Origin of the sequence: Candidatus Epulonipiscium sp. (assembly GCA_012519205.1) — a bacterium.
Classification (GTDB): domain Bacteria; phylum Bacillota; class Clostridia; order Lachnospirales; family Defluviitaleaceae; genus JAAYQR01.
Window position 1 is genome coordinate 19,590 of sequence record JAAYQR010000025.1, and the last position, 19,094, is coordinate 38,683.

General features: G+C 34.4%; 17 protein-coding genes. 2 read left to right on the forward strand and 15 right to left on the reverse strand.

The window, feature by feature from the left end; all coding sequences use genetic code 11:
* Positions 1–195: 195 nt before the first annotated feature.
* The 15 genes from GX308_08040 to GX308_08110 form a co-directional block, all read right to left on the reverse strand.
* On the reverse strand, positions 196–1,662 hold the full coding sequence (locus GX308_08040) for an aminotransferase class I/II-fold pyridoxal phosphate-dependent enzyme (protein ID NLK22017.1): 1,467 nt from the start codon (positions 1,660–1,662) through the stop codon (positions 196–198).
* A 159-nt stretch (positions 1,663–1,821) separates the two neighbouring features.
* Positions 1,822–2,517, reverse strand: coding sequence for a stage II sporulation protein R (gene spoIIR / locus GX308_08045; GenBank protein ID NLK22018.1), 696 nt, complete (start codon positions 2,515–2,517; stop codon positions 1,822–1,824).
* Positions 2,518–2,581: 64 nt separating this feature from the next.
* Entirely contained in the window at positions 2,582–3,739 is a 1,158-nt protein-coding gene (locus tag GX308_08050) for a Ger(x)C family spore germination protein (protein ID NLK22019.1), read from the reverse strand.
* Positions 3,726–4,832: an endospore germination permease gene (locus GX308_08055; protein ID NLK22020.1), complete on the reverse strand. Its 1,107-nt coding sequence runs from the start codon at positions 4,830–4,832 to the stop codon at positions 3,726–3,728. Before GX308_08055 ends, GX308_08050 begins: the two co-directional genes overlap by 14 nt.
* A gap of 9 nt (positions 4,833–4,841) precedes the next feature.
* Positions 4,842–6,437 carry a spore germination protein gene (locus GX308_08060; GenBank protein NLK22021.1) on the reverse strand — a complete coding sequence of 532 codons (1,596 nt, stop codon included), beginning with the start codon at positions 6,435–6,437 and terminating at the stop codon, positions 4,842–4,844.
* Between the two features lie 20 nt (positions 6,438–6,457).
* Positions 6,458–6,667: a hypothetical protein gene (locus GX308_08065; GenBank protein NLK22022.1), complete on the reverse strand. Its 210-nt coding sequence runs from the start codon at positions 6,665–6,667 to the stop codon at positions 6,458–6,460.
* Positions 6,668–6,765: 98 nt separating this feature from the next.
* Entirely contained in the window at positions 6,766–7,449 is a 684-nt protein-coding gene (locus GX308_08070; protein NLK22023.1) for a GntR family transcriptional regulator, read from the reverse strand.
* Between the two features lie 2 nt (positions 7,450–7,451).
* Positions 7,452–8,333 carry a 4-(cytidine 5'-diphospho)-2-C-methyl-D-erythritol kinase gene (locus tag GX308_08075; protein ID NLK22024.1) on the reverse strand — a complete coding sequence of 294 codons (882 nt, stop codon included), beginning with the start codon at positions 8,331–8,333 and terminating at the stop codon, positions 7,452–7,454.
* Positions 8,334–8,457: 124 nt separating this feature from the next.
* Positions 8,458–10,032 (reverse strand): DUF3794 domain-containing protein, encoded by a 1,575-nt coding sequence (locus GX308_08080; GenBank protein ID NLK22025.1) that lies wholly within the window; start codon positions 10,030–10,032, stop codon positions 8,458–8,460.
* A 174-nt stretch (positions 10,033–10,206) separates the two neighbouring features.
* Positions 10,207–10,482, reverse strand: a complete 276-nt coding sequence (locus tag GX308_08085; GenBank protein ID NLK22026.1) for a Veg protein — start codon at positions 10,480–10,482, stop codon at positions 10,207–10,209.
* 141 nt (positions 10,483–10,623) lie between these two features.
* Positions 10,624–11,451 (reverse strand): sporulation peptidase YabG, encoded by an 828-nt coding sequence (yabG, locus tag GX308_08090; GenBank protein ID NLK22027.1) that lies wholly within the window; start codon positions 11,449–11,451, stop codon positions 10,624–10,626.
* A 134-nt stretch (positions 11,452–11,585) separates the two neighbouring features.
* Complete coding sequence (locus GX308_08095) at positions 11,586–12,725, reverse strand: cation:proton antiporter (GenBank protein ID NLK22028.1); 1,140 nt, start codon at positions 12,723–12,725, stop codon at positions 11,586–11,588.
* A gap of 148 nt (positions 12,726–12,873) precedes the next feature.
* The gene (locus GX308_08100) at positions 12,874–14,607 is read right to left on the reverse strand and encodes a phospho-sugar mutase (GenBank protein ID NLK22029.1); all 1,734 of its coding nucleotides are present in this window, start codon (positions 14,605–14,607) and stop codon (positions 12,874–12,876) included.
* 48 nt (positions 14,608–14,655) lie between these two features.
* The gene (locus tag GX308_08105; GenBank protein ID NLK22030.1) at positions 14,656–15,984 is read right to left on the reverse strand and encodes a PEGA domain-containing protein; all 1,329 of its coding nucleotides are present in this window, start codon (positions 15,982–15,984) and stop codon (positions 14,656–14,658) included.
* A gap of 253 nt (positions 15,985–16,237) precedes the next feature.
* Positions 16,238–17,227, reverse strand: coding sequence for a CotS family spore coat protein (locus GX308_08110; GenBank protein ID NLK22031.1), 990 nt, complete (start codon positions 17,225–17,227; stop codon positions 16,238–16,240).
* A 205-nt stretch (positions 17,228–17,432) separates the two neighbouring features.
* Between GX308_08110 and GX308_08115 the strand changes: the two genes are divergently transcribed.
* Together GX308_08115 and GX308_08120 are read left to right on the forward strand one after the other, a co-directional pair.
* Positions 17,433–18,380, forward strand: coding sequence for an ABC transporter ATP-binding protein (locus GX308_08115; GenBank protein ID NLK22032.1), 948 nt, complete (start codon positions 17,433–17,435; stop codon positions 18,378–18,380).
* Between the two features lie 6 nt (positions 18,381–18,386).
* Entirely contained in the window at positions 18,387–19,094 is a 708-nt protein-coding gene (locus GX308_08120; protein ID NLK22033.1) for an ABC transporter permease, read from the forward strand.

The window sequence follows — 19,094 nt, forward strand, 5'->3', positions numbered from 1 at the left end:
CTCCGGAGTAATATATGAAGTAAATAATGCTGCTGAGCTGCTTATTATCGCGCCAATAATAAGTAAGCTTATGGCAATTTTCTTTGTATTCATCGTGAGCCTCCTAGTTCGCCTTTATTTCCATAATAGTATTTGTGAAAATATAGTTTTTTATCCAAAAAGGAGAATAAAAACAGATGCATAATGCATCTGTTTTTATTCTCCTATACTTCTTCCAAGGACTCTTATATAATTTACATAGGGATCTGCCGTTCCCTGCATCTGACAATTTTCCTCTTTCAAAATCTTTACATAGTCTATAATATCTTTGGTAATTCTTTCTCCCGGGCATATTATCGGAATACCCGGAGGATATGCCATAATCATCTCGGCACAAATTTCCCCTGCACATTCCTCTAAGGGGATTGCCCTTTTATGGCTATAAAAAGCATCCCTTGGTGATACTATAAGTTCTGGCATATCGGGAAGGCAAATTATATTTTTTACATCATGGACTCCCCTTTTCTTTGCAATATCTGCCACTGCATCCACCAGTTTGTCTATATCTTCTTTTTTATCTCCCAAACTTATAACAGCCATAACATTGTATATATCAGACATTTCGACTTGTATACTATATTCATCTCTTAAGACTTTTTCCATTTCAAAGCCACTGATTCCAAGTCTTCTAACATGAATCCCTAACTTGGTTTCATCCAAATCATAGCAACCGGGATTTCCTATTAGTTCTCTTCCAAAGGCATATATTCCTTCTATTTCATTTAACCTCTTTCTAGCATACCTACAGAGCCCTAGGGTTTCTTCTAACATCCCCTCCCCCTTAGTGGCTAGTAGCTTCCTAGCCGTATCAATGGAGGCCATAAGTAGGTACGAAGCACTAGTTGTAAAAGTTAAATTGATTACCTGTTTTACTTTTTCTTTCTCAATCATATTTCCCCTAAGAAGTAGGACTGAACTTTGGGTTAAGCTGCCCCCTGTTTTATGGGTGCTACATGCACTCATATCTGCCCCGACCTCCATAGCTGTCAAAGGAAAGTCATCATGAAAATGCATATGGGCTCCATGGGCCTCATCTACCAAAACTGCCGTACCATTTCTATGGGCACTTCTCACGATTGCCTTAAGGTCTGATACTGCTCCATAATATGTAGGATTAACAACAAAAACTGCCTTTGCGAAATCATGGATTTCTACTGCTTTTTTTATAACAGATGCTGCCACTCCCATGGCAATGCCCAATTCTTCATTAATCTCTGAGGGTACATATATTGGGATTGCTCCAGATAAAATGACGCCTCCTATAGTTGACTTATGTGCATTCCTTGGAATAATTATCTGCTCCCCTGGTCTTACGGCACTCATAATCATGGCCTGTATTCCCGAGGTTGTGCCATTTACTAAAAAGTATGCACTCTCAGCCCCAAAGGCATCTGCTAAATATTCCTCTGCTTCCTTAATAACTGAAATGGGGTTACAGGCATTATCAAGATCCTCCATCCCATTTACATCCGCCTTCATTGTATTTTCACCTAAAAACTCTAAAAGTTCCGGATTTCCATGACCATATTTATGTCCTGGCACATGAAAGGGTACAATATCCTTATCCATATGTTCTTTTAGAGCCGTAAATAGAGGGGTTTTTGTATGATCAATTCGGTTCACTTATCTGCCTCCAATTCTTAATTGCATAAAATTTATTATAATGATAATCAAAATATGAGTTTTATGCAATACAAACTTTTTAAAGATTCTTCCCTACGTTTAAAATGATAGAAGGTTGATATTTAGAATTCCAGTAATTAAAAAAGAATTATGAAATTATCATAATCCTTTTTCAACAAATTGATATTTCTTGTTGACCTTTTTCCCTTGCCACCATTCCACGATTTTAAACTTTATTTTAATGGGAATTTCCTCTTCATAAGCTGCTTGGGTTATTATTTTATATTCTTCTTCACTAAGAACCTGTTTTAAATCCTCCTTCGTATCTTCCGGGACTACCCCGTGGGTCACATCAACAAAACAAAGAGGAGGAAACATAACACACCACCAGTTCTTTCCTGTAGCTTTCCCTATGGATACTTTTAGCGCTTCATACTCCCCTGTTGGAAGAATGATATCTCCATATTGCTTCGTTGGAAATACCGCAGGGCCTAAGGTAACTTTAACAGGATAATTTTTACCCCATTTCTTTATTATTTCCTTTGCTATTTCTTCCATCTTATTGCTATTTTTAATAAGGATGTCTCTTGTTACCTCTATTTTATCAGAGGTAGAAAGTAGGGGAGTCATTTCTTCTAAAATAGCATCCCTTACTTCTATCTTCATTTCTTGGTCTTCTCTAGAATCACTATTTGCTACGACATGAAATCTAATAACATGATTTGCTAAGGAAGTTTGGATGGCTTCTGAGTATCCTTTAGTATAATTTAAAATGACTCCTGTAATGATACTTCCTAGGATTATAGATACAAGGAGTATGGATTTTTCCCTTTTAAACCAGTTGATTATTTTCATTAATAATTCCCCCTTTTTGGTATATTTTTATTGTTTCCATTTATAATCCTTTTATACCATAAATTTATTTTGCCTGTCCTATACGGCGGATTTTTACATGGATATCAATTATAAAATCCATCTCTTGAAATTCTTCTTCCCAGTTATCCTTTACCTTATTCCACCTTTTGTAATCTTGCCTTTCTAATTCTTTTCCTATTTCTATTACATCTGCCTTATATTCTTCCTGAAGTACTCTAAGGGAGTTACGGATTTCTTCTTTTATAACCTTTTCAAATGCCATTTCAATCTTTTTAATTTCCTTATTGTCCAATGCACTTTCATCAAGTATATATTCATCAAGGTTTCCCTCTGCTTCAATTATGATATTACAAGACAGCTTCCCGTTATCTTCATTAAATCTTATCTTGGACTTGGCGCTAGATACATGATATGCAACATGGAAATCCTTATAAGGAGCACTAACCTCTAGCCTTCTATTTTTCTTTTTGATCCAAAGAATTCCCTTTATCTGCCTATCGTCAAGCCATCCTGCTAATTCATAATCTTTAATAATTGCTGCCCCGGCAATTTTAATATCTTTTTCCCCAAGATGTATTTGAGGAATGATTGCCATTTTATCTTCTTGAAGGCTTTTAATAAGTTCTCCTAAGGTTTTTTCTTCAAAACGTATGGTTTCCCCTTGGTTGTTTTCAAATAACTGTGTAATATGCATTCCTATCATGGGCTGCATATCGGGGTGAACCTTGACAACATCCTCTGCGGCACCATCGATTGCTACAATGGGAATACTTCTACTAAATTCTGAATTCCTTAAAAAAATATCTAAAACCTCTTTAAATAAGGCTTTATCCTTTAGAAGTTCATCACCTAATACTATTGCCTTAGTATGTCCAAAATAAATTGTCTTGTTAATGCGTCCTTCTAATCCTTTATAGGTATTAGAAAATGTTGGTCCTGTACTAACCTTGGCATATCTTGGTTCTTCAGTTACCCCTTGCTGACCTACAAGTTTTGGAAGGTTAGGGATACTAAAAGCTACCCTGAATTTTGTCCAATGGGTATTCAAATTAGGATCATCTTTTTCTTCATCAAATATAAATTTATCTATACCTATCGCTAAGACAAATGCCCTTCTATCTATGCTCATTCTATCCCAGCAGCCTGTAAGTATAGTCACTATTAGTATAGTGGATAAAATAAATATCTTATTTCTTTTCAATGGGTTCACCTAGCTTTCTTACCCTTGCAATAATCAGAAGAATGAGAGGTATGGGAAGAATAAACAAAATCCTAAAATAGTTTCTAATAAGTTTTGTCCATTCTAAAGTTTCTACAATATTATTAGGAATAAGAGATATAAAATATAAAACAGGTACTAAGGGAAGTACTAAAAATCGCTGTTCCCTAGCTTTGATAAGCCTTGTAATAATCAAGCTAATAAAATATAAGCCCGCACTGATAAATGAGAACACAGATAAAATCCAAAAAATCATCATAAGAGCATCTTGTCTTTCAATAAAAGCACCGGGGATTTCTATTACTTGCATTAAGGTCATAACAGGCCATATTTGCTGTTTTGTCCCTATGGAGCCAAGAACTCCTATGGTGATTATAACTAAAATGGTACTCATAACCCCAACAGCTCCTATGGCGGTAAAAGAGACCCTCCTTAACTTTTTAGGATTATTCACAAGCGGAGCAACCATCAAAAGTAGTTCCACAGGGGTATAGGTAAATGCCATAAAATACATTCCCTCTAGCATTTTAGGAATGGGTGTTGTAAACACAGGCATCAGATTGGAAAAATCTGTATCCGGAATTACAAATATCAAAATAATAATTAGGGGAATAAACATAATAAATATAAGAATTTCTCCAAGTCTCGCCCTACACTCATAACCTTTTCGAACCATATAGGAACATATTAAAAGCATGGAGGCTATTATAATCTCAATGGGAGTCCTAGGTAGGAGGACCTGTTTTGTCAATTCTCCAAACACCCTTAGCTCAAGGGATATACTAAAACATAATTTTATAGCTAAAAGACTGCTTAAGATAATTCCAATAGGTTTTGATAGTATTTTAGAAGAAAACTCAACAAAGGTATCCCCCGGAAATCTCATAGCTATTTCTGTTACAAGGTATCCATAAACAAATGCCAGTAAAGTTGAAAGAATAACAATTATCCACGCATCCTGATTTGCAAATTCAGCCGCACTCCTAGGAAAAAAAAGTACGGATGTACTAAATAAATCTAAAATGAGTAGTATTTCTACTTGTCTAATAGAAGCCTTATCATTTTTAGAAAACATAATGCCCTCCTACTCATTCTTTTTTTTATCTATTCTTAAACGTATTCTTTCATTAGGTCTAGCAAAAATTGGCCTTCTTCTCATCATAAATATAGGCAACCTAAAGATAGAGTCCTTCAAATCTTCATATTCATTGATGCCGGAAGAAACATAGGGAGACATATATGGGATATTAAAACTCTTTAAGGAAACAAGATGAATCAATACAATCAAACTTCCAAGCAAAAATCCATAAAGACCAAGGGTCGCTGAAGATATGATAATAAGATACTTTACAAGTCTTAGACCCACGGTTAGAGAATTATCGGGAATGGCAAAACTAGAGATAGCCGTAACCGCCACAATTATGACTACAACCGGGCTAACTATTTTAGCTTCAACAGCAGCCTGTCCAATGATAATCCCCCCTACAATCCCGATGGTGCTTCCTATGGGCCCTGGGAGCCTTGTTCCTGCTTCCCTAAGAAGCTCAAATGCCAATTCCATCAATACGACTTCTACGACTGAGGGAAAAGGGACTACTTCCCTCGATGCCGCTATAGCCATAGTAAGAGGAGTCGGTATCATAGAAGGATGGTAATCCGTTAAGGCTAAATAAAATCCTGGTATCGCTGCCGCAAAAAATGCTGCAATATAACGGATAACCCTAGTAAAACTCATAATAGTCCAACGCTGATAATAATCTTCTGCCGATTGAAAAAAGCTATTTAATGTGGATGGAACCAAGAGTACAAAAGGGGTAGTATCCACGATAATGACAATTCTTCCTTCTAATATGGCTGCAGCCGCCTTATCGGGCCGTTGGGTCGATTGAATTTGTGGAAAAGGGGTTTTCCAGTCGTCCTCTATAAGATGTTCTATATATCCACTATCTAATATTCCATCTATTTCAAATCTATTTAAACGTTCTTCTAAATCCTTTAATATATCTGGTCTAACTATATCCTCTATATACATAAGAGCGATATCTGTTCTGCTTCTAATTCCTATCTGAAGCTGCTTTACTTTAAGTTTTGTATCCCTTATTCTTCTTCTTATAAGGACAGTATTTATCCTTAGGGCTTCACTAAAGCCCTCCTTAGGCCCCCTTATAACAATTTCCGAATCCGGCTCTTGTACACCTCTGCCGGGCCACCCCTTTGTGGCTACTATAATAACCTTGGCATAGCCATCTATAAAAAGTGCTGTATCTCCTGAAAGTATAGCTAAAGCGGCTGCATCTAGTGTATCTTCTTCTTTTATATCTGCAGTTGTAATTCCCCCATCACGGATAAAATCGAAAAGTGATGTTTTTATCTCATCTATACTGGGTGGAACCTGCCTAACTTGTATCATTAGCTGTTCTAATAAGGAACCTTCTATAATTTGTCTGTCTGTCATTAAATCAATATATGCAATAAACATATTTACATTTTTATTTTTGCCTATGGGAAATTTTCTTCTTACAAAATCGCCACAATCCTTAAAAAGCATTTCAAGATTTTCTATATTTTCATTTAGATTTTTAGAAAGAGGTATTGTAATCTTATTTTCAGCGTCATGAAAGACATCCTCTCTTTTTTTATTGTAGAGTTTATTCCCAAACCACTTTTTAATTTTACTCATCTTAAACCTCCATATTAGCATTAGCTCAATACTTTAAGGACTATAAAAACTCCCAATCCGCCTATAATATATATAAGGCCGATATATCTTGCCCATTTAGCTTCCTCTACATATTTTTTTGATTTAAGAACTATGGCATCATTAAAGATAGTAAGAACACCAATTCCTACAGTTAATACCATAAACCATACAGAATATAAACTTTTTATTTTTTCGAATATAAGACCCATAAATTACCACCATCATATTTTTTATATTTATTTCATTTTCTGTATTTTTTACTAATTTTATTCACAAAAAAAGCCTTCAGGAAATTTTCCTGAAAGCTTTATTTTGCAGCTTCTCTTCTTACATACTTAATAACTGCTCTTTCTTGATTTTTAATATGTTCTGTTGCAACTTTTTCTGCTAGGCTTGGATTTTTATTTTCGATGGCATGAACAATTTGTTCATGTTCTTCTTGTATCGCTTTAAAGTCACCAAAACTCTTTAAATATGCAACTCTATATCTATGAATCTGTTCCCTTAAATTATTTACTATTTGAATAAGCTTTTCATTCTTGGTTGCCCCAAAAATAATATCATGGAATTCTGTATCCTTTTTAATCATAGTATCCACATCTTCTTCTTTAGCTGCATCAGAAAATATATCCATGGTCTCCTTTAACTGACCCAAATCTTCCTTTTCCATCTTATCGCAGGCAAGCCTTACAGCTAAAGCTTCTAATACACTCCTTACCTCAAGTACATCTTGAATGTCCTTTTCCGTAATATTAGCGACCTGTGCCCCTTTTCTCGGCACCATTACAACAAATCCTTCCAATTCTAATTTTCTTATGGCTTCTCTTATAGGTGTTCTGCTAACCCCCATCTTTTCCGCCAATTGTTTTTCCATAAGTCTCTCCCCTGGAAGCAAGTCTCCAGATAATATGGCTTTTCTAAGTGTATTAAACACAACATCCCTAAGGGGAAGATATTCATCTAAATTCAAATTTAATGCATTTTTATCCATCGTTATCTCTCCCTGTTAAATATGGTAGTAACAAATACATCCTTTGCCTTGTTATGAAGCTTAAGCTCCTTACTAACTGCCTGGGCCTGTTTTTTTTCCTCAAAAATCCCATATACTGATGGGCCACTGCCACTCATTAATGCGCCTAGTGCCCCATATTCTACCATGGTCTGTTTAATCCTATCAATAGCTGGATATTCCTTTATGGTTACGCTTTCTAATACATTCCCAAGATTTTTAGCAATAAGATTTAAATCCCCTTTTTCGATGCCCTCAATAACCTTTTTTGTATCAGGCCTTAAAGATAGTTCATTTAATTTAAGGTTTTTATAAATATATGCCGTAGATACATTAATAGATGGTTTAGCAATAACTAAATAACAAAAAGGCATGGGGGGTAATTTTGTGAGTTTCTCCCCTATACCTCGGGCTAGGGCTGTTCCCCTTAAAATGCAATAGGGTATATCTGCCCCTAATCTAACACCTAAGCCCATTAATTCTTTCTTTGGGATATTTAAATTAAACAATGCATTGAGTCCCACAAAAACCGCAGCTGCATCGGAGCTTCCTCCTGCAAGACCCGCCGCTACAGGTATTCTCTTTTGAAGTTCTATTAATATTCCATCCTTAATACTATAAGTTTCAGTCATTAGTTGGGCAGCTTTATATGCAAGATTTTTCCCATCCTCAGGGAGCCATTTTAAATTCGTTTTTAGCTTAATCCCCGGAGCCCTCATTTTTCTAATGGTAATATGGTCATATAGGTTAATACTTTGCATAATCATTTCTACATCATGATATCCATCGGGTCTTTTGCCTAATACATCAAGGGTCAAATTAATCTTTGCCCTAGCTTTAAGTTCTATTTGGTGCATGGTACTCATCATATCATTCCAGTCCTAAGTGGTATACTTAATATTATATACATTATTGCAAATAGAAGTCAATAACAGGTAGGAATGTACTTATAATATTATATTAAAAATAAAAGGCCTGCATGAGCAAGCCTTAAATTGCCGATAGTTTTTTAATTATTAGCAATTTCTGTCCCTTATAGATTTTTTCGGGGTCTTCAATATCATTAATGGCTGTTAGTTCTTCTATAGTTGTATTATATCTTTTTGCTATTTTCCATAAGGTATCCCCATCCTGTACCATATATATTATCAGGCTCGGCATATTCATAAGTACATCGGGGTCTATTTCTGTTTCCGCCATATCAATTATAATATCTATTTCTTGTTCATCCATAATTTCTGCATCTACTTGGAACATCATTTTAACCCCAATATCTCTTTCTGATTTAAAAGTATGCATAATATCATCTACATCGACCCTTATATCTACCTTTTTATCGATTGATGCCCCCTCTATATCCATGGTCTGTTTAAAGGGCATCATTGTTTCATAAAGATAAATCGGATTTTCCCTCTCTCCAGTTAAATATATTAATTTTATTTCCGCTATACCCTCTAAACCTATCTTATCATCCATAAGGCGAATATCTTCTATCTTAGGTTTAGCATAAATATTATAGATTTCGGCAATATTGGGGGCATCGGAATCTAGGGTCAGGGATTCTTCTAATACGATACTTTCTCTATCTTTGTTTATTAATCTTTGATAGGGAAGTTTTTGTTTGTTTATTTTTATTTCTTTCCCCGGGCAATATGCATCATCTATAACCTCTATCTTTTCCGCAGAAATTAATCTAATACTAATTAATATAACCAATTCCACTTCCAGTATTCTTTCTTCCCCATCTAAATCAGGTCTAATTTGAATATATTGATTTAATACTTTAATATCAGTGTTGCAATGCATACCTTCACTAGCCCCTGGACATTCTATGGTTCCATTGTAAGGAATTTTATGATCTATGCATTCTATTTCATTTTCGCCCATAACCCCTGCATACAAGGTTCTTATATTCACATCACCTTTTATGGTAACTGAATCCTCTCCTACCTTAGCTTCCTTATTAGAAAGACAAATATCACTTTTTAAAACTTCTTGTATATTAGGTTTTCCTGAAGGTACAGCCAGCTCGTCTTTTATAACCATTTTATCTTGATTTAATCCTGCCGTATTATAAAAAGTGAGAGTTTGCTTTTGAATTTGAACCGGATTCTTACTATTAGCTCCAATGATTATCTCATTTTTCTTTCTTTCAGTTACATTGGCATTCATAGAAACTAAAGCCTTCACGCTAATTTTTCTGCTATTTATCCAAGTATAATCCAAGTGTTCCAAATCATACTCCATAGTATAATTCATTTCTTTCTTAATTCCATCCATATTAATAAAGTTATCCAGGGGCAGACTCCCCGTCATATTATGTACCACCCTTTCAGAACCTTCTGCAGCGTATAGTACATAAACCCTAATCTGTCCTTTATAATTAATCCTATCTGCTAAAATGTCAACCTGTTCTAATTCCACCTTGCCATTCATTTGTAAAACCCTTACCATATCGGGTTTTATATCTGGTACAATAATATCTCCTTCTACAATATCCTGAACTGTTTCTTTACGAATGGGCCGGTCAAATTCTATTGTTTCCTTTATAAGTTCTAATGACATAAATTTCCCTCCTTAAGGACCTTTGTCTATATAAAATGTATGACTTATCCTAAGGAATTTATGACTACGATTTTATATTTTTACAAAAAAATAAAAGCATACAGAATTTGCACACTTTTATCAATCAAAATTTGCTATCTTTAGTCAAAATCCAGCTTTTAAAAAAGAACAAAATCATATAAATTGACTTTGCTCTTTTTCTACTTCATTATAAAAAGAAAGCTCTACTGTTTGAGTTAGGATATCGGTATAACTGTAGGAAATTCTTCTAAAGCTGTTTTCAAAAGCATTTTTAACCCTAACTACGAAAACGCTTGAGTAAGCATCCTCTAGTACTCCTTCATTGATGACGGTTTTGCGCCTACCCTTATTGGTTTTAAGCTTTACCTTTTCACCTACACATTCTTCGATATCTCTCCGAATCTGGGAAAGATCTTGCCTTAGCATCATTCACATCACCTCATCCTATGTCACTTTATAGAGTATATCATACCCTCTTAATAATGTCAATAAATTTTTGATTATATCAAAATCGGCAATAGTATGTCAATAGAAATACGTAAAAATGTTAAACTAAAAATCTTCAAAAAACTACAAAATACTTGGTGCACCTTCCCTATATTTTCCTCTTGTTTGAAAACCTCCTATTCCTTTTAGCCCCGTAATGGTATTTTCTATAATTTCTTCTATCGCAAGAATCTTTGCCATGGAAGCATATGCTATCTTTTCACATATAAAAACCGGATCTAAAGCATGTATCATCACTCTTTCCGGAGAACTGGCAAAATTAGCCCCTGCCTCTATTAAAGCTTCATAATTTGATTGACAGGCTCCAGCAAATACTACCAGTTCATCCATATTGGGCTCATATTCTCTTGCTCTTTTTACTGTCTCAACAAAATGCTTTGAATTCCTATAATTATTTATATTTTTATAATCACTAGTCCCCTTTACTATAGAATCATGCCCGGTTATTACCAATATATCCGGTCTATATTCTCTTAGCATAGATGAAATTTCTAAGGGATGATCCTTTTCTTCTATGTCTTTACCCACGACATCAATTCCCAGTCCTTCGTAAAACTTTAAGCAGACTTTTAAATATGATGGGTCTCCATCTACATGCAGAACCTTCCCCGGCCTTTTTAAAATTGATTCTCCCGAAGCCCTTCTTTGATTTTCTTCTGATAATCTTTTTTTTAATATGCCTCTCATGGTCTTTTCTGCTTTAATTAAAGTGATATCATCTAGGGGATTGCTATAATAGACTTTTTGCAAATCTTGCCACGGGGCATCTGCCAAAATCCTATAATTAAGCCCTGATAATTTCACTATTCCATAGGGTGTTACTTCAGTTATTCGAAAATATAAGTCCCCGCCATAAGACCTCCTAACTACGATATCTCCAACCTTTAGCATATGGATCCTCCTTTCAAAGGCTATAATCCATATTATGTAAAAGTTGGCTTGCTGTGCATAAAAATAAAGTGTAAATGTCTTACCCTTTATTCTTGTTGGAATATCGCATTTTATAAAAAAACAATCCCCTTGACTTATTTCTTATATGCAAACTTTAACCATATTGGGGTAATTAATGTGGTTAGTATAACCATAATTATTACAGGGGCAAAAAAGGCCTCTGGCATCAATCCGACTGCGGCTCCTTTATTGGCAACGATAAGGGCAACCTCCCCCCTTGAAATCATACCTACCCCTATTCTGTAAGATTCTTTAGTTGAATATCCACTTATTTTAGCCCCTAGTCCACATCCAAGGACTTTACTAAATACGGCAACTAATACTAATAAAACCGTAAACATGATAATTGTGTTATTCATTCCCACGATAGAAGTTTTAATACCTATACTAGCGAAAAAAATCGGAGATAAAAACAGGTATGAAAGAATCCCTATTCTCCTTTGTATATAGCGAGATTGTAGGGTGTTGCAAAGAATTAACCCTGCAATGTAGGCCCCTGTTATATCTGCTATCCCAAATTCCTCTGCGACATAGGATAGGATTAAACAAAAGGCAAGTCCAAGTACTGGAATCCTTCTTTTTTTACCCCCTTGCTTACTAAGCCATTGAAAAAAATAATAGGATATAACCCCTGCCCCTATAGCCAATATAAAAAATGCAACTATTTTAAAGAGTATCATTAAAATACTCGGAGCATCGGGGCTAGCCGTGCTGGTTATTATGGTTAAAATAATAATTCCTAATATATCGTCTATTACTGCAGCCCCCAAAATCGCTGTTCCTGATTCAGTCCTTAATTTTCCCATTTCCTGAAGGGTTTCCACAGTAATACTAACCGATGTAGCCGTTAAAATAACCCCAATAAATATATTCTCTAGCCAGTTTTGATTAAAGAGTACAGAAACCAAAGCTCCCCCTATCAATGGAACTACCACTCCTATAATAGCTATAACCAAAGAGGCCTTCCCACTTTTTCTTAATTCCTTTATATCTGTTTCAAGACCTGCTGAAAACATAAGGACAATTACTCCTAATTCTGCGACTAGGGAAATAAATTCTGTTTCCCTTAAAAAATTTATTCCTGCGGGTCCTAGTATAATTCCTGCTATAAGTGCCCCTAAAACTTGAGGCATACTAAACCTCCTGGTAATTAATCCAAAGACTTTTGTAAAAACTAAGATTATAGCTATATCTAATAAAAAGGCTGTGGACATGGTGTCATCTCCTTATGCAATCTATGATAGAAAATCTACAATACTTTAATATTATAGCAATGGGAACAGCTTATTATTCTGGTATGTCCCTATAATTTAAAAAAATCCTTAAGAAATATAAAAGTGTGCAATCTCTGCACACTTTTAATCATATTCCCTCTATTTTTTTCATTACCGAATTAGATAAATCCATTAGTTTTTTATTGGCATCTTCTTCGCTATTTCCTTTGACTCCAAAATAGAACTTTATCTTTGGCTCTGTCCCCGACGGTCTTGCACAAACCCAGGCACTATTTTCTAGATTGAAATATAATACATTGGATTTTGGAAGATTTATTTTAGTTTCTTCGTTGGTTACTTTATTTATTACAATTTGTTTTTCATAATCTTTTATTTCTAATATTTTCATTCCAGCAAATTCTACAAGAGGACTATTTCTTAGAAATTCAAGAATTGTTTTGATTTTTTCTAGGCCTTCTATGCCTTTTAAAGTAATAGAGTTTAGGGATTCTTTATAATACCCATATTTTTTATATAAATTTTGTAAGCCTTCATATAAGGTTATGCCCTTATCCTTATAAACTGCCGCCAATTCACAAGCTAGCATTGAAGCTACTACGGCATCCTTATCCCTAGCATAGGTTCCAGCTAAATATCCATAACTTTCCTCAAAACCAAACAAATATTCGTTTTTCCCACTTTCTTCAAAGTATTTTATCTTTTCTCCAATATACTTAAATCCCGTTAATACTTCAAATAAGGAAATATCGTATTCTTTAGCAATAGCCTCAGCCATCCTTGTTGTCACTATGGTTTTAATAAGAGCTCCGTTCCTTGGAAGGATATCCTTTGCCTTTTTAGCAGATATTATATATTCTGCTAAGAGGACTCCTGTCATATTTCCCGTCAAAACTATGTATTCTCCCTTTTCGTCCCGAACTAAAACCCCCATCCTATCTGCATCAGGATCAGTGCCTATGATAATATCCGCATTGTTTTCTTTTGCTAATTTGATAGCTAGTTTAAAAGCCTCTGGATCCTCAGGATTAGGATATGATACTGTAGAAAAATTAGAATCGGGTTTTTCCTGTTCTTTAACAATAATTACATTTTCAAAGCCTACTTCTTTTAAAACCCTCCTAACCGGTTTATTTCCCGTTCCGTGGATAGGGGTATAAACAATGGTAATATCAGAAGCCATCTTTTTAATAATATCCCTGTTAATACTTTGGCCCTTTACTGCCTCGATATAGGCATCGTTAAGTTCTTCTCCTATTACATTAAAAAGACCTTTTGACTTGGCTTCTATCTCATCTATGGTCTTTACTTGCCTAAAATCGGTTATCTTATTAACCTCTTTGATTATTTCCTCATCTAATGGCGGTGGCACCTGTCCCCCATCGGACCAATATACCTTGTACCCATTATATTCTGGTGGATTATGACTGGCAGTTATAACAATCCCCGCTACACATCCTAAATATCTAACAGCAAAAGAAAGTTCTGGGGTTGGGGTTAGTTCTTTAAATATATATGTTTTAATACCACTTCCATTTAAGACTAAGGCAGCTTCTGTTGCAAATTCTTTTGAATAATGCCTTGAATCATAAGCAATAGCAACGCCTTTTTCTGTATTTTCCAATCCCTTATCTAAAATATAATTTGCAAGACCCTGGGTTGCCTTCCTAACTGTATATTTATTCATGCGATTTGTTCCTGCCCCTATGATTCCCCTTAGACCCCCTGTACCAAATTCCAAATCTTTATAGAATCTTTCTTTAATTTCATTCTCGTCGTTTTTTATTTTTATTAATTCATTTTTGGTTTCCTCATCAAAATAATCATCTTTTAACCAACTCTCATAGCCTTTAACAAAATCCATTGTCTTCCACCCCTTTATACATATTTTATTTATATTTATACTACAGTTTTACTCTCCCATATTACCATTTTCTAGGGCTGAGCCAGTATCTTTTTTATCCTCTTGAAGGGTAAATAAGAATTGTTTTTCCTTTTTACCTTCCTCTAGAGAAGCTGGGAAATGAATAGGACTATATCCTTCCTTTACAAGGGAAATCTTATGTTCTCCAAAGGGTATTTGCCGTTCAACAGGAGATGTACCTATAAAGGTATCGTCTATATATACCTCTGCCCCTGGGGGATTGGTATCAACTACCACTTTAACCATCTTAGCCATTTCATTTTCCTCTAATTTTATTTCAATTCTATTGTCTTCTTTTTCCACCTTAAAGTCTCGGCTCCAGTCTTTATAACCCTCTTTTTTTACTATCATATGATAATCCCCATATTCTAGCAATATAATTTCGTTAGCAGGGTATTCAACGTCATTAATAAATATCTTATAATCCGTAGTGCCCTTTGCTATTACTTGGAGTCTTCCAATTTTCTTTTTCATATCCTTTAGGTCAATTTCCCGAACCTGTCCAGCATCTACTTGAATATTTTTTACGACTGGTTCATAACCCGTTCTTTTTATTACTACCTTATGGCTCCCCTCTAAAACTTCTATCTTTTTTGCCTCTTTTATACTTATAAATATATTATTATCTATTTCCACCGTTCCATCCTCATCGGAAGAGTTTACAGCTATATATCCATGGGAAGTTTCAAGATCGATAAATAATGCTTTGTTTTTATAACCTTTTAGGCTTATTCTATCTATTGCACTAATATCTTCTAAAGATATTGGATCATTTTTATACATTGTAATCAATCTGTGGGTATAGGAGTATATTTCATTACCTACTTGTATGGTCTCTGATTCTAAATCTATTATTACGTCCCTAATCCCCTTCTTTTCCCAAGCCTCGCCGCTGATTCTAAAGTATTTCGGGACCCTACTGCCCTTATCATATTTTGTTTGGATTATATCCCCTTTTTTAAATTGCTTTAGGGTCATGGCATTTCCATATAAATCCTTCATTTCTGTTCCACTCTCAATATTAAGGATTAATTGCTCTTCTGTGTCGATATTTATGATTTCTATTTTATTGCTATCTACCCCAGTTACTACTCCTATTGTTTCCTCCATTTCTCCTGTTTCTTCACCCTTTTGGGGATCTTTATCTTCCCTAGAAATACCCTTATCTTCCTTCTTAAACCCATCTTCCTTTCCCATCATGGAATAAAAGATTCCAAACATAATGAATAATATTAACAAGCCTCCAAGCCCTGTTAAAAGCATAAACTTTATAAAATCTGATTGTGATTTAGCATTATTTTTCTTTTTATTAGCCACTACAATCCCTCTTTTCAACCTATATTTTTGTGCCGTATAAACTGACAATTGTATTATACACCAATAATAAAACAAAAAAAAGAAACCTTTTCAGGTTCTTAAAAGGGAACCACACAAAACACTCATCTGTAAAGGGCTAAAGGGTATTTCAATATCTATGATAAGTTCATAGATTGGAGAGGACGATGATTGTGTTTTGTATGATTTATCAGTAATCATACCAGTAAATAACGAATTTTTCAACAATAAATTTTTATAATTTATCTATATACCTTATAAACTCTATTAAATTTTCTTTTTGTTCCACAATGGAATTGAGTTTCCTTATAAGATTTCGAGATGGCCACGCCCTTTTACTATTATAATACTTATTACATGTCTTCCAAAAATCAGTAGGAAAAATTAAAAGACTGATTAATATATTCTTCATGCCTTCTATAGTAAATTCTTTATTATACAATGCTAGAAGTTCATTAAGCATTTGGATATTCCATCCGTGCTTTTTCATTATCTTTTTTAATACTGAGGCCAAATCGTAAACGGGAAGACCATATTTACACTTTTCAAAATGGGTCACATATAAATGTCCCTCGGAAACCATAATCAGATTATGATATGTATAATCATTATGGCAAATATACTTGCTTTTTCTCATTTCTTTACTTATTTCACTGTAATAAGCCTTCTTAAGATGTTCTATAGCCTTCAAAGAAAATTCCTCATAATCCTTATGATGTTTTAAAAATAATATATCAAAATCACTCATATGGCTTTGCCTATTAATCTTTTTTTTCATTGTATTAAATTCTTTTACCCTTTTTCTAAAGATTAAGGGTAAATCATCTCCATAATATCTAATCCTACTCCCTTCAATTGCAGTCATACCCTTTGATTTTTTATGCATATAACCTAAATTAGAAATCGCCTTTTTTATATCTATCGGATTTCCGAAGTCGCATTCTCTTCCATCCACCCAATCGGTCATAATATATATTACCCCATCGTGAATATAGTAGGGGGCATTTTTATCAGAAATATGAAATCTATCAATCCATTTAAATCCATTGGCATATAGGTATTCTTTTGCACTATGTTGGAAAAGGAGATTAGGGATATCTTCATTTACGGCTCTAATAATTTTTATCCCTTGATTCGTTTTACATATAAAGGAGTTTCTAAAGGGTGTATAGGTCTTTAATCTATATCCAAATGCTTTTATAATTTCTGGCTTTAGCTCTTTCAATATTTCACCCCCAATTTATTTATGCAGGACCAAATCTAAATTATCAATTTAGCATAGAAAACGGTTCTCTATATGTTTATGAATGAATATAGGAAAATATGAGGACATGATTCGTAAATTTTATTTGATTTACAATTTGTTCATAATTTGTTCATAGTATCAAATTATACTATGAGGGAAATCACTTTATAAGGAGAAGTTTTATATGATAGAGGTAAATGACTTAACAAAGTCCTTTGGCTCCCTAAGAGCTGTAGATAATATCAGTTTTTCTCTTAATGATGGGGAAATCCTAGGATTTTTAGGTCCTAATGGGGCCGGAAAATCAACTACAATGAATATGCTTTGCGGCCTATTGCTTCCCGACAAAGGAAGTATAAAAATTAATGGAATTAATCTGCTGGAAAACCCAAAAAAAGCAAAATCCCATATAGGATATCTTCCTGAACATCCTCCTTTATATCCCGATATGACCGTTATGGAGTTTCTTTTGTTTTGCTGCGAATTAAAAGATATTCATAAAAATCCTAAGGGAGAATGTTCTAGGGTTATTCATTTATGTGGCATTGAAGAAGTAAAAACAAGGCTTATTAAAAACCTTTCTAAAGGATATAAACAAAGAATAGGAATTGCCTCTTCCCTAATTGGAAGTCCCGACGTGCTTATTTTGGATGAGCCTACCGTAGGTCTTGATCCTAAACAAATTAAGGAGATTCGAAATGTAATAAAGGGGTTATCAAAAAGTCACTCTATCATTTTAAGTTCTCATATTCTTCCTGAAGTGAGTACCCTTTGTGATAAGGTTATTATTATGAATAAAGGAAAGATTGCTGCTATAGATACTTCTGATAATTTATCCCATTCCTTACAGAATTCTTTTGATCTTTATATGGAAATAGAAGGGCCAAAAGAAGATGTATTATATACTATTTCATCCCTTAGGGGGGTACTATCTGCCCAGGCTCTAAAGCCCATTGAAGAAAACATTTTTGCCTATAAAATCAAAGGGGAAAAGGATATAGATATCCGCCGACCCCTTTTTTATGCCCTTGCTGAATGTAGAATGCCCATACTTAAAATGGACCTAAAAAAGATGAGTCTAGAAGATGTATTCTTACATATTACCCTAGATGAAAATGAGGAAAGGGAGTAAATGTTAATGAAAATATGGATCATATGTAAAAGGGAATTAAAAGGATATTTTTACTCTTCCCAGGCCTATATTTTAATAGGACTTTTCTTGTTATTAAGTGGTTTTTTCTTTTGCAATTTTATAATCGGTGCTAAAAACTCCAGTATTCAGTATGCAATGGCTAGCTGGCCCATTATATTTTTATTTATTGCCCCCATCCTAACCATGAAACTTTTTACCGAAGAAAAGAAAAATGGAACAGAAAAACTAATCTTTGCTTCTCCCATATCCGTTAGGGATGTGGTTATTGGAAAGTTTTTAAGTGTTTGCCTAGTTTATATTATGACCCTAGCTCCTACCCTTATTCATGTAGTACTGGTGCTTATTATTGGCAAACCCGATATGGGAATCATTTTTTCATCCTACATAGGTAATCTACTTCTTGGATTAAGTTTCCTATCTGTTGGAGTGTTTGCGTCTTCTCTTACAGAAAATCAAATTATTGCTGGGGTTATAAGCTTTGGTCTTCTACTTTTCTTCTGGCTTGCCGACCTTTTACAGGGGGTTTTTTCGGGACTTCCTCGAAGCCTTATAGTAATATTTAGTCTCTTTGAACCCTATAATCCTTTTCAAATGGGAATCATCTCCCTATCGGGGATAGCTTATTATCTAAGTTTTACAGGGATATTCCTATTTTTAACCATTAGAGTAATCAAAAGCCGCTGGCTACAGTAG